The sequence below is a fragment of the Rhodocaloribacter sp. genome, assembly GCF_056451265.1.
Genome location: NZ_JBWOPL010000116.1, coordinates 1 through 11,863, shown reverse-complemented (window position 1 = coordinate 11,863; position 11,863 = coordinate 1). Strand labels below are relative to the sequence as shown.

The 11,863-nt window shown below is 66.4% G+C and carries 10 protein-coding genes; 8 read left to right on the top strand and 2 right to left on the bottom strand.

Translation table 11 applies throughout. The annotated features are described in order from the left end of the window. On the bottom strand, nt 1-202 hold a 202-nt coding region (locus AC1HIY_RS16975), incomplete at its 3' end, for a zf-HC2 domain-containing protein (protein WP_479577982.1). Continuing rightward, nucleotides 189-710: an RNA polymerase sigma factor gene (locus AC1HIY_RS16970; RefSeq protein WP_479577981.1), complete on the bottom strand. Its 522-nt coding sequence runs from the start codon at nt 708-710 to the stop codon at nt 189-191. The genes AC1HIY_RS16970 and AC1HIY_RS16975, both read right to left, overlap by 14 nt. A gap of 263 nt (nt 711-973) precedes the next feature. On the opposite strand from AC1HIY_RS16970, the gene AC1HIY_RS16965 reads away from it, so the two are divergent. From AC1HIY_RS16965 to AC1HIY_RS16930, 8 genes are all read left to right on the top strand, one after another. Continuing rightward, nucleotides 974-2,638 carry a S41 family peptidase gene (locus AC1HIY_RS16965; protein WP_479577980.1) on the top strand — a complete coding sequence of 555 codons (1,665 nt, stop codon included), beginning with the start codon at nt 974-976 and terminating at the stop codon, nt 2,636-2,638. 229 nt (nt 2,639-2,867) lie between these two features. After that, nucleotides 2,868-3,521, top strand: coding sequence for a hypothetical protein (locus AC1HIY_RS16960; protein WP_479577979.1), 654 nt, complete (start codon nt 2,868-2,870; stop codon nt 3,519-3,521). Between the two features lie 173 nt (nt 3,522-3,694). Continuing rightward, on the top strand, nt 3,695-5,404 hold the full coding sequence (locus tag AC1HIY_RS16955) for a LamG-like jellyroll fold domain-containing protein (RefSeq protein ID WP_479577978.1): 1,710 nt from the start codon (nt 3,695-3,697) through the stop codon (nt 5,402-5,404). A 154-nt stretch (nt 5,405-5,558) separates the two neighbouring features. Continuing rightward, nucleotides 5,559-7,631, top strand: a complete 2,073-nt coding sequence (locus tag AC1HIY_RS16950) for an OPT family oligopeptide transporter (protein WP_479577977.1) — start codon at nt 5,559-5,561, stop codon at nt 7,629-7,631. 47 nt (nt 7,632-7,678) lie between these two features. Beyond that, on the top strand, nt 7,679-8,365 hold the full coding sequence (locus tag AC1HIY_RS16945; RefSeq protein ID WP_479577976.1) for a metal-dependent hydrolase: 687 nt from the start codon (nt 7,679-7,681) through the stop codon (nt 8,363-8,365). Nucleotides 8,366-8,492: 127 nt separating this feature from the next. Further along, nucleotides 8,493-9,485: a hypothetical protein gene (locus AC1HIY_RS16940; RefSeq protein ID WP_479577975.1), complete on the top strand. Its 993-nt coding sequence runs from the start codon at nt 8,493-8,495 to the stop codon at nt 9,483-9,485. A gap of 43 nt (nt 9,486-9,528) precedes the next feature. Continuing rightward, the gene (locus tag AC1HIY_RS16935) at nt 9,529-10,026 is read left to right on the top strand and encodes a metallophosphoesterase family protein (RefSeq protein WP_479577974.1); all 498 of its coding nucleotides are present in this window, start codon (nt 9,529-9,531) and stop codon (nt 10,024-10,026) included. Between the two features lie 75 nt (nt 10,027-10,101). Beyond that, entirely contained in the window at nt 10,102-11,835 is a 1,734-nt protein-coding gene (locus AC1HIY_RS16930) for a SpoIIE family protein phosphatase (protein ID WP_479577973.1), read from the top strand. Nucleotides 11,836-11,863: the final 28 nt, after the last annotated feature.

Genomic DNA, 11,863 nt, shown 5'->3' with positions numbered 1-11,863 from the left:
CGCGGGGCGGGCACTCCGGCAGCGGCATCGCGCGGAGGCCGCTGCGGATGCTTTCGGCCAGACGCAGCTCGGCGGCCCAGTCGTCTTCGCTCACGCCGCCTTCGAAGCGCGCCGCCTCCTCGGGCGTGAGGTCGCCGTCGAGGTAGGCTTCGAGGCGGTCGTCCATCCAGTCGTGCGGGGGGGCGGGGTCAAGCGGTTGCACGTTCCGATACCTCACTCAGTAGCTTGCGTAACGTTTTGCGGGCGCGGTGGAGGTATACCTTCACCGTGTTGAGCGGCAGTCCGAGCGCTTCGCTGATCTCTTCGTATTTCATGTCGTGAATCTCCCGGAGGATCACGATGCTGCGGTGCGGCTCTTTCAACTGCCGGAGGGCGCGCGCCAGGTGCTCACGAAAGAGGGCCGAGGCGGTTTCGTCGTCGGGGGCGCGGCCCGGGTCGGCAGCGCGACGGACGCCGTCGGCGTCCGTGCGGACGAGCGCGCGGTAGACGTTGCGCCGCCGCAGGGCGTCGATGCAGGCGTTTCGGGTGACGCGGAGCAGCCAGGCGAGCAGGCGCGCTTCGTCCACCTCGTGCCGGTGATGCCACAGGCGCAGCCATACCTCCTGGGTCACGTCCTCAGCCTCCTCCCGGTCGCCCAGAAGGTAGACGGCGAGGCCGTAGACCCGGTGCTGGTGCTGACGGACCTGTCGTTCGTACTGGAGCAGATTCACCCTGGCGCCCGGGACCGCGTGCGATAGTGTTCATGGCATCGTTGGTTCGAAGGACGCACCGGCGCGCGAAAAGGTTACATCGAAACGGCGGGGGGCTTTCCGTCACCCAACCTCGGGGCTTCCGACACTCGGCACAAGAAACGCGCCTCCGCGACGAATCAAAATCGGCGCGCGCGGGGTATGTAGTCGCATCGCCGCCGGCTCCGGCGCGCCATGCGTTTCCCGATAACGGGCCGTGAGGGCCCTCACGCCGACAGACGTCCATGCGATTCAAAAGTAAAAAACTGTACCTCATTCCTGCATTGCTCCTCCTGATCATCGGGACGGTGCTGGGGATGAAGATCGAGTCCCTCCTCTCCGGCAACGACACGTTCGAGCAACTGAAGAAGCTCGAAGACGCGTTCCTCGTCGTCGACCGGCATTACGTGGAGAAGGTCGATCCGAAGCACCTCTCCGAGAGCGCCATCGCCGGGATGCTCAAGGCGCTCGACCCGCATTCCGTCTTCATCACGGCGGAAGAGGTGGCCGAGGTGCAGGAAGGCTATCGCGGCTCCTTCGGCGGCATCGGCATCTGGTTCGAGCCCGCCGCCACGGAGAAGGACACCGCCAAGGTGACCTCGACGATCCCCGACGGGCCGAGCGAGACCCTCGGCGTGATGGCCGGCGACCGCATCATCGCCATCAACGATTCGAGCGCCATCGGGATGAACTCGAACGCCATCCAGAAGCGTCTCAAAGGACCTGTCGGCACGAAGGTCAAGATGACCGTGAAGCGGCCCGGCGTCCGGCAGCCGCTCGAGTTTGTCATCACGCGCGACCGCATCCCGCTCTACAGCGTCGACAGCTCGTACATGGTCGACGACGAGACCGGATACATCCGCATCGGGCGCTTCGCCATGACCACCCATCAGGAATTCGTCTCGCACCTTCGGGAGTTGAAAGAGCAGGGGATGAACCGGCTCATCCTCGATCTCCGCTCGAACCCCGGCGGCATCAAGAGCGCGGCGGTCAACGTGGCCGACGAGTTGCTCAAGGGAGGGAAGACCATCGTGTACACGCGGGGCCGGAACCCCGAGGAGAACGAAGTGGATCGGTCCACGCCGGGCGGCCTTTTCGAAGAGAACCCCGTCATCGTGCTCGTCAACGGCGGCTCGGCCTCGGGCAGCGAGATCGTGGCCGGCGCGCTGCAGGATCACGACCGAGCCCTGCTCGTGGGGCAGCGCACCTTCGGCAAGGCGCTCGTGCAACGTCCCTTCCCGCTCTCCGACGGCAGCGTGCTCCAGATCACCGTCTCGCGGTACTTCACCCCCGCCGGTCGGCTCATTCAGACGCCCTACAAGGACGGCGACCTCGAAAGCTATTTCGAGAAAAAAATGGAGACGCGAAAACTCGACCTCGACCACGTCCCCGACTCGCTCAAGTTCCGGACGGACCACGGGCGCATCGTCGTCGGAGGCGGCGGCATCATGCCGGACGTCGTCATCACGCGCGACACCACGCTCTCGTTCTATGCCCCGCTCGTGAGCGCCGTCCGTGAACGCAACCTCGACATCCTCTTCGTGCGCGACTGGTTCAACCGTCACGAACGCATGCTCCGCGACCAGTGGAAAGACCGGCGAGAGGACTTCATGGCGACCTTCACCGTCGGTCCCGAGATGTGGGACGCGTTCTGGGCGTATGCCGAAAAAGAGGGCGAGATCCACCTCGTCGATGCCGATTCGGCGCGCGCGGAAGAGGGCTACTTCGACCGGGCGGATGCCGAGAAGCATCGCGAGGTGCTGGAGACCCTCCTCAAGGCGCGCCTGGCCCAGCGCCTCTATCGCAGTGAGGCGGGCTATCCGCTCTTCAACCGGATCGAGCCCGAGTTCAACGAAGCGCTCAAACACTGGCCGGAGGCGGCCCGGCTGGCGGCGATGCAGACGCCCTGACGCCGCCGGGCATCGAAGGCAGCCGGGCCGGAGCGCCACATGGACGGACCCGACCCGGCTGCCTTTCGGCCCGTCGCTTTTCCGGCAACCCGCTGCGTATCTTAAATCCGGCTTCTCCTGAAATCCCTCGCACCTGCTTAAATCCCTCGCACCTGCTTTTCGAACGCTTGCTGAGAAGATCGATACCGACCGAAACCGAGCTTCTTCACTCCTTCGAAAGCGATCTCTCATGCGAGCGACCTTCTGCCGTTGCGGCCTTGTCTGTCTTCTTCTGACCCTCTCTGCCGGTTGGCCCGGCGCGTATGCACAATCGCGCGTTTCCGGTCTCCGGCTCGGCGCGCGCCTGCCGCCCCCCGCCCCGCGCGCGAAGGTCTTCGGCGCGCAGGTGAAGGGGGCCTATACCCTGAGCGCCTCGGCGGCGTCCTTCTCGCGGGTGCTGTCGTTCAGCCTGCCGCTGGCCGAGCGGCAGTCGCTCCGGATCAGTGCGGAGTATGCCCGGCTCTCTTCTTTCTTCATCAAGACGGCGCATTTCGAGCAGAAGACCGACTGGAAATTTTACGCCGTCCCGATCACGGTCGGTTATGAGTATACCCTCACCGCCGCCGATCGGCGGTTCTCGCCGGTCGTCGGCTTCGGGGTGTCGGCGTATTTCAGCCGGATGAAACGGCTCGATGCCGGCGCGGCGACGTACGCCAGGCGCTACGGGATCGGCTATGGCGCGGAAGCGACGCTGGGACTCCGCACCAACCTCGGGCGGCGACTCTTCATCCTCGCGCGGGGACGTTATCGCCTCATCAACGGGCTTGCGCTCATGGGCTCGGATCATGAAGCCGCCGAGTTTCCCGTCCTCGACTTTGCCGTCGGCTTCGGCTTCAAGTTCTGACCGGGCGACGGGGCGCGGCGTCTGCGAAAATAGCGGCGATGATTGACAGGCAGCGGGCGCGCGCCTATCTTTACTAGCCTCTCCATGCACGGGCGCGCTCCGGCCACCCACCTTTTCCCGGGCGCGCAGGCCGTTTCAGGCGGCGTATGGGCAACCTCAACCCGGTTGACTTCATGGGGCACGTGGCACTCTGGCGGAAGCGAGCGCGCCGGTGGACCGGCCTTTTGCTGGCGGCGCTGGTCTCGACGGGACCTGCGTTCGGGCAGTTCCGGCAGGTGCATACCCCCGAACATCTCGAAACCGGGCAGACCGCCAACCTCTTTGCCGTATGGGAAGGCCGCACGGCCCTCGACGGGGTGTACCTCGAACTTCCCCTCGGCTGGACCTTGCGCGGCGTGCGATCCTTGCGCTACGGCTATGAACCCATGCCGGTGGAAATGCGTCCCGCCGGCGCGCGCGAAGGCGTCTACGTCGTCTCTTTTCCGGAGGTCTTCAAGGGGGCATGCGAGATGATCTTCGAGGTGAAGGCGGGCGATTTCGCGGGCGCCGCCACGTGGACGCTCACGCCCTTCACGCGCGGCCGACGACAGGGACGCGCCTATGACGAACGCCGCGACATCTTCCGCGTGACCGAACACGTCTACGTCAACCCGGCGCATACGGGCGACAACCGGGTGCTCGCCTTCGAGGCGGAGGGCGGCGAGCCCGTGCTCCTGCGCCGAGAGGCGTTGCCCGACCTGAGCATGCGCGCTCCGTACACGGTCGAATTCTGGCTGAACACGGTGGACCTCGACGAGGTGGTGCTCTCCACGTGGGACGGCGACGAGCGTACGGCGTATCCGCTGGAGATTATCGTTGATGGGAGCGGGCGGCTGTTCGTCTATCACGGCCGGCCGGGGCAGCACCGCTCCATGATGACCCGGCAGCCGGTCGCCGACGGACAGTGGCATCACGTGGCCGTCACGCACGAGCCGGCCGACGGGTGGTCCCGCCTGTTCGTCGATGGCGCGTCCTCGGACTCGCTCTTCTTCGAGACGATGCCCGTCATCGACGTGCGCACGCCGGTGGCGCTCGGCGGGCGCGTGCCGGGCGCCGAGACCGGGGCGACGATGCGCCCGTTCACCGGCATGATCGACGAACTGCGCTTCTGGCCGCGCGCCCGGTCCCTGGCCGAGATCCGGCAGACGATGAACCGGCCGCTTCGCTCGCACGAGCAGCAGGTCGTCGCGCTCGGCTTCGAGGATGCGCTTCCGGAGACCATCGTCGAACGCCCCTCCGCGCGCGCCGTACGGCGGTTCTCCGACCTCGACTTCTACCTCCCCATTCGCAGACTGCGCGGGACGGCGGAGAACGGGGCCGTCCTGCTGACGTGGGAGACGCAGGACCGGCAGACCGTCGCGTTCATCGTCGAGCGCTCGGAGGACGGGCGGCGCTTCGAGGAGATCGGACGCGTGGCGGCCCGCGACGCGCAGGGCCCGGAGGACGAGCGCCGCTTCTCTTTCCTCGACACGGGCGTCTCCGGACGGGTGTTGTACTATCGCATCCGCCAGCAATTCGAAAGCGGCGTCGAACGCATTTCGAGCACCGTCAAGATGGGTCTCGGCGCTGAGGAAGAACAAAAGAACGCCGTGCTCATCGGCAATTTCCCCAACCCCTTCAACCCGGCCACCACCATCGCCTATACGCTCAAGAAAGCGCAGCACGTGCGCCTTTCGGTATGGGACCTCTCCGGTCAGCAGGTGGCGCTCCTCGTCGACGAGTCGGAAGGGGCGGGGTATTATGAAGTGTCCTTCCACGCCGGCGATCTGCCGAGCGGCACGTACTTCATCCACATGCAAACCGATGAGGGCGTGCAGACGCGAAAGATGATTTTGATGAAGTGACCGGCCCGCATCTTCGAAAAAATCATCGCCCGATCAGGCCCGAGGGACCCTTTTTCGAGGCGTGGTTCTCCCCTGCATTTCCCCGCATTTTTTCCTACACTGTGTCCGCGATTGGCCCGCGTCGGCGCATGTTTTGAAAAAATATCGAGGCTCTATGCATCCCCCTCCGCAACCGAAAGAAAAAGGCGGCGACGTGGTCGAGCCGTACATTGCTCCCACAACGATTTTGCCCGAGATCACCGTTAAGTCCGTGATTCTGGGCATCTTGCTTTCGGCCATTCTGGCGGGCGCGAACGCCTATCTGGGTCTGAAGGTGGGCATGACGGTCTCGGCTTCGATCCCGGCGGCGGTCATTTCGATGGCGGTGCTCCGCTTCTTTCGCGAGCACAACATCCTCGAGAACAACATCGTGCAGACGGCGGCCTCGGCGGGCGAGTCGCTGGCGGCGGGCGTCATCTTCACGCTGCCGGCGCTCATCATGCTCCGATACTGGACCGGCTTCGAGTTTCTGCCGACGATGGCCATTGCGCTGAGCGGGGGCATCCTCGGCGTGCTCTTCACCATTCCGCTCCGGCGCGCGCTCATCATCGAGGCGAAGCTTCAGTTTCCCGAAGGCGTGGCCACGGCCGAAGTGCTCAAGGCCGGGACCGAGGGCGGCGAGGGCGCGAAATACATCGCGCTGGCGGGGGTGGGCGGGGCGTTCCTGAAGCTGTGTCAGACGGGCTTCAAGCTCGTGGCCGGGAAGGCCTCGGGCGCGTTCACGGCGGGGGGCGCCATCTTCGGATATGGGACCGAACTGGGCGTGGCGCTCCTCGGCGTAGGCTACATCGTCGGGGTGAACATCGCGATCCTCGTCTTTGCCGGGGGCCTGATCTCGTGGCTCTTCGGCATCCCCCTCTTTACGGCGCTGGCCGACCGCGAGACCCTCGACGCGCTCTATCAGGGGGCGAGCGGGTATGCGGCGGCCGAAGAAGTGTGGAGCGCCGAGATCCGGTACATGGGCGTCGGCGCGATGGCCACCGGCGGGCTGTGGGCGCTCGTCTCTCTCCTCAAACCCATCCGCGACGGCGTCCGCTCGTCGCTCGAAGCGGTGCGCGCCGCTCGCCGGGGCGAAGACCTGCACGTGCCCCGCACCGAGCGCGACACGCCGATCCATGTGGTGATGATGGGGACCGTGGCGCTCAGCGTGCCGATCTTCATCGTGTTCCTCTTCGTCGTCAACCAGGGCGAACTCGGCATCTCGACGGGGCTGTACCTCGGCACGACCGTCTTCGGGCTGATCTTCGCGCTCGTGGCGGGCTTCCTTTTCTCGTCGGTGGCGGGCTACATGGCCGGGCTCGTCGGCTCGTCGAACAACCCGATCTCGGGCGTGACCATCGCCACGATCCTGACCATCTCGCTCATCCTCCTGGCGCTGCTCGGTTCGCAGATCGACTTCTCGGTGGACCGGGTGCGGGCCACCGCGGCGGCGGCGACCTCCATCCTCGTCGGAGCGGTCGTGTGTTGTGCGGCGGCCATCGCGGGGGACAACATGCAGGACCTGAAGACGGGACAACTCGTGGGGGCGACGCCGTACAAACAGCAGATCATGCAGATCCTCGGCGTGACCGTGGCGGCCATCGCCATCGCGCCGGTGCTTCAGTTGCTCTTTCAGGCGTATGGCCTCGGCGACGTCTTCCCTCGCGCGGGTATGGATCCGGCCGAAGCCCTCTCCGCGCCGCAGGCGACGCTCATGAGCAGCGTGGCCGAGGGCGTCTTCCACCGCAACCTGCCGTGGACGATGATCTGGATCGGCGTGGCCATCGCCGTGGCCATCATCGCCTTCGACGAGTGGCTCGGCGCGCGAGGATCGACCTTTCGCGCGCCGGTGCTCGCCGTGGCGGTGGGCATCTACCTGCCGCTCGAACTGAGCGTTCCGATCTTCGTCGGCGGCATGATCGCGTATGCCGTCGAGCGGCGGATGAAGGCCAAACGGGAGGAACTCGGCGCGGACTATGAGACGGTGGTGGCGCGTTCGAACCGGCGCGGGCTGCTCTTCGCCTCGGGCCTCATCACGGGCGAGGCGCTCGTGGGAATCATTCTCGCGATCCCGTTCGCCGCCGCGCAAAACACCGACGTGCTCAACCTCGCGCCCGAGGGCTTCGGCCCCGTCGCCGACGCGCTCGGCCTGCTGGCCTTCGCATTCTTCTGTCTCTGGCTCTACCGCGTGGCGCGGCGGCTGACCTGACGCTCCGCCGCCCGGGGTCCGTTCCCTTCAAAAACCTGACGATTCCCATGAAACTCACGTATTTCGGTCACTCGGCTTTTCAGATCGAAACGGGCGACGTCGCGATCCTCGTCGATCCGTTTATCACGGACAACCCCCACGCCGAAGGCATCGTGACGGCGGAGGATCTCTTCCCCGACGTGATCCTCGTCACGCACGCCCACGGCGACCACTGGGGCGACACCCCGTCCATCGCCGTGCGCACCGGCGCGCAGGTCGTCGCCAACTTCGAAATCACGCAGTACCTCACCCAAAACTACGGCCACGAGAACGTCCTGCCGATGAATACCGGCGGCTCGTGGGCGTTCGAGTGGGGTCGCGTGATTCAGACCGATGCGCGCCACTCGTCGTCTTTCCCCGACGGTACGTATGGCGGCAACCCGAACGGCTTCATCGTGCACGTCGAGGGGAAGTGCCTCTATGCCCTCGGCGACACGAGCGCCTTCGCCGAGATGGCATGGATCGGCGAAGAGCACGACGTGGACGTGGCGCTCGTGCCCATCGGCGACTGCTTCACGATGGGGCCGAAGGACTCGCTCCGCGCCGTCCGCATGATCCGTCCGAAGCTGACCGTTCCGATCCACTACGGCACGTTTCCGCTCATCGAGGTGGACGTGGCGGCGTGGGCGCGGATGATGGCCGAGGCGGGTTTCGAGGCGAAGGTGTTGGCCCCCGGCGAAACGCTCACGCGATAGCTGCGTAACACCCCGATACGTGTCTGAACGAATAAAAGGGATGAAGGCCGGCATGGGCGACCGGCGCTTCCCGCCTCCGGAGGCCGAACGCGCGTGTTCGCGCCCCGGCTGACCTGCTCGAATGCTTATGCGGTGGCTCTCTCGTACGGCCCCGGCGCACCGACGCGCCGCGCTGCTCGGCATGATCCTGCTCCTGACCGGGAGCGGGTGGCCGGACGGAGCGGCGGCGCAACGCCCCCTGCGCGTCTACGATCCCTTCTATCGAGACGAGACCGCCCGTCGCATCTTCTTCGACCGGTATGCCTTCACCGCCGAGGTGTCGTACCGCCCCGCCGGCTTCATTCAGGGCGACGGCGACATCCCCTCGCCCAACGCCGACCCGCTCGCCCTCGGCCTGCGCTTCGACTACCAACTCTCGTCGACCTTCGACCTGGGCATCCTCATGGACGCCGTCGGAGGCGTCTCCGGCCGTCAGCTCTCGATCAACTGGATCGCGCTCAAGTATTACCGGACGATCGAGACGGAGGACTATGCCTTCCGCCTCGCCGTGGACCCCTCGTCCGACGGACGCGTGGGCTTTCCGCAGATGGACCTGGCGTTCCTGTACACTTCGCTCGTGGCCCCCACCGTCTCGACCGACTTCGCCCTCGGGGTGCGGCGGGTGCGGATCGGGTATCAACAACTCGTGCGTGTCGATGCGCCGCCGCCGGACGTGAACGATCCCCTCGTGACCACGGCGCCGGACCGAGAGCTGATCCGGACGCGCGCGCTCGGCTGGGAAGTGCATCTCATGATGACCTATAACGTGCTCTTCGATCCGGCGGGCAGCAACCTCTTCGTGACCCTCCTCGGCGAGGGCGGGCGATACGACCTCATCGAGCTGGGGGCGGTGCGAGGAAACGCCGGGCCGCTCGGCGAGAACGACCTCGGCGAAGAAGCGCCCCGCTCGACGACGCGCTTCCGCGGCGGCGTCGTGTGGGCGCGCACCGGCCTCGAAATCGACCGCCCGAGTTATCAGTTCGCGCCGTATCTTGCCGTGCCGCTGCAACAGTGGAAGCCGCGCCGGGGCGAATGGCCGCGCGCACGGCTCCACATCGGCGTGCGCTTCATGATCCGGTGAACGCCCCGCCGTCGGCCGGCCCCAACGCCCGAACCCGCCCCGCATGGTCCTCGGCATCCTCTCGGACACCCACGGCTTTTTCCACCCCGCCCTCCCCGACGTCTTCGGCGACGTGGACCTCATCCTGCACGCCGGCGACATCGGCGCGCCCGACGTGCTCGACCGCCTCGAAGCCCTCGCCCCGACGCGCGCCGTCTGGGGCAACGTCGACGGGACGGAGCTCCGCCGGCGCACCGCCGAGCATCAGCGCTTCACCCTCGACGGCGTCGCCTTCTGGATGACGCACATCGCCGGACGCCCCGGACGGTGGCAGCGCGGCATGGGGCAGGCCCTGCGCGCCGAGACGCCGGACGTGCTCATCTGCGGGCACAGCCACATCCTTCGCATCGAACGCGTCTCTGCGCTCGGCGGAATGCTCTTCCTCAACCCCGGCGCGGCCGGACGGCAGGGCTTCCATCGCGTCAAGACGTGCGTGCGCCTCCACCTCGACGCCGGCAAGCTCCGGCAGGCCGAGGTCGTCCACCTCGACGAAGACGCCTGACCGGCGCATCCCGCGCGGCAACGGAACGGACCGTGCCGCGTTGAAAGCGAATCCCTCAACGTTCGAAACCACGCCATGCCTGAGACGACCACCGATGCCCGACACACCGACCGCTTCGACCTTCGGGCGCTCTTCGAAACGAGCCGGCTCCTCAGCGCGTCGCTCGACCTCGAGTTCGTGCTGAACAACCTGCTGCTGACGGCCATGAGCAAGCTGCTCGTCTCGCGCGGCGTCGCGCTGCTCTATGATGCCGGACGCGGCGCGTACGAGGTGGCCGCGACGAAAGGCGTCAACGGCCTCCGGCGCGGCGACGTCCTCGATCTCGACGAGGTCGCTCCGGACTGCATGCTGTGCGAAGGCGAGGTGCCCGATGCCCTGGCCGCGCACCGCATCACGCTGGCGATCCCGGTCGCCTTCGGCGACGAGCGGATCGGGCTGGTCGGGCTGGGCAAAAAGTTGACCGGGCAGTCGTTCAGCGGACAGGAGATGGAGTTCATTCAGTCGCTCGTAAACATGTCCGCGGCGGCGGTGCGCAACTCGCTCATGGTCGAGGAACTCCGGCGGACCAACCGCACCCTCGACGCCAAGATTCAGCAGCTCAACACCCTCTTCGACCTCTCGCAGGAGTTCAACGCCACCGTCGACCGCGACCGGCTCGTCAAGGTGCTCTCGTTCGCGCTCATGGGGCAGATGCTCGTCAAAAAGCACCTGTTTTTGATGGGCGAGACGGACGGCGAAGGGGGCGCGCACACCTTCCGCGTCGTCACGTCCTCGGGCCTCGGCGAGGAGCCGTTTCCCCGGGAAGTGATCGAGCGCATGTGCGGCCTCGAGGAGATGCTGATCCTGGAAGAAGGAGCCGCGGAGAACCCGGAGTGGGCGGAGCTGCGGCGGCGCGGGCTCGTGCTCATCCTCCCGATCCGGCATCAGGGGGAGAACTGCGGCATGCTCTGTCTGGGGCCGAAGATGACCGGGCAGCCGTATGGGCCGGACGACGTCGAGTTCCTCACGGCTCTCGGCAACCTCGCCTTCGTCTCCATCCGGAACTCCTTCCTCGTCGAAGAACAGATCGAGAAAGAGCGGCTGGAGGAGGAGATGCGTCTCGCCCGGGAAATTCAGGAACGGCTCCAGCCCCGGACGTTGCCCGAGGTGGAGGGCCTCGAGATGACGTTTATCGCGTTGCCGAGCCGCCACGTCGCCGGGGACTACTTCGACGTGCTCGAACTCGACGACGACCGCGTGCTCATCGCCATCGCCGACGTGACGGGCAAGGGCGTGCCGGCTTCGCTCCTGATGTCGAACCTGCAGGCGTGCCTCCACGTCATGGCGCCGATGGACATCACGCTCGAGGAGGCCGCCGCACATGCCAACCGGGTCATCTGCGAGAACACCGGGTACGACAAGTTCATCACGTTTTTCAACGGCATCTATGACGCCCGCACCGGCGCCTTCGAATACGTCAATGCCGGGCACAACCCGCCGACGCTCGTGCGCGCGGACGGCCGCATCGAACTGCTCGAAACGGGCGGGCTGCTCCTCGGGGTGATGGCGAACGTGCCGTACGAGCGCGGCGTGGTCACGCTCGAACCGGGGGACGTGCTCGCGATGTTTACCGACGGCGTCACCGAGGCGATGAGCCCGGAGGGCGAGGAGTACGGAGAGGAACGACTCGAAGCGCTCCTGAAGGCGCACCGGCACGAATCCGCCCGCGCCATCCTCGACGCCGTCCGCGACGACATCCGCCGTTTCACGCACAATGCCCCCGTCCTCAGCGACGATCTGACGATGCTCGTGATGAAGCGCGCCGGTTGAGGATTGTTTCGCCGCGCGTATTTCACCG

What these genes read in the sequence shown, in the direction of transcription:
- AC1HIY_RS16965 (WP_479577980.1), top strand. Translation starts at nt 974, where the DNA reads ATGCGATTCAAAAGTAAAAAACTGTACCTCATTCCTGCATTGCTCCTC.
- AC1HIY_RS16960 (WP_479577979.1), top strand. Translation starts at nt 2,868, where the DNA reads ATGCGAGCGACCTTCTGCCGTTGCGGCCTTGTCTGTCTTCTTCTGACC.
- AC1HIY_RS16955 (WP_479577978.1), top strand. Translation starts at nt 3,695, where the DNA reads ATGGGGCACGTGGCACTCTGGCGGAAGCGAGCGCGCCGGTGGACCGGC.
- AC1HIY_RS16950 (WP_479577977.1), top strand. Translation starts at nt 5,559, where the DNA reads ATGCATCCCCCTCCGCAACCGAAAGAAAAAGGCGGCGACGTGGTCGAG.
- AC1HIY_RS16945 (WP_479577976.1), top strand. Translation starts at nt 7,679, where the DNA reads ATGAAACTCACGTATTTCGGTCACTCGGCTTTTCAGATCGAAACGGGC.
- AC1HIY_RS16940 (WP_479577975.1), top strand. Translation starts at nt 8,493, where the DNA reads ATGCGGTGGCTCTCTCGTACGGCCCCGGCGCACCGACGCGCCGCGCTG.
- AC1HIY_RS16935 (WP_479577974.1), top strand. Translation starts at nt 9,529, where the DNA reads ATGGTCCTCGGCATCCTCTCGGACACCCACGGCTTTTTCCACCCCGCC.
- AC1HIY_RS16930 (WP_479577973.1), top strand. Translation starts at nt 10,102, where the DNA reads ATGCCTGAGACGACCACCGATGCCCGACACACCGACCGCTTCGACCTT.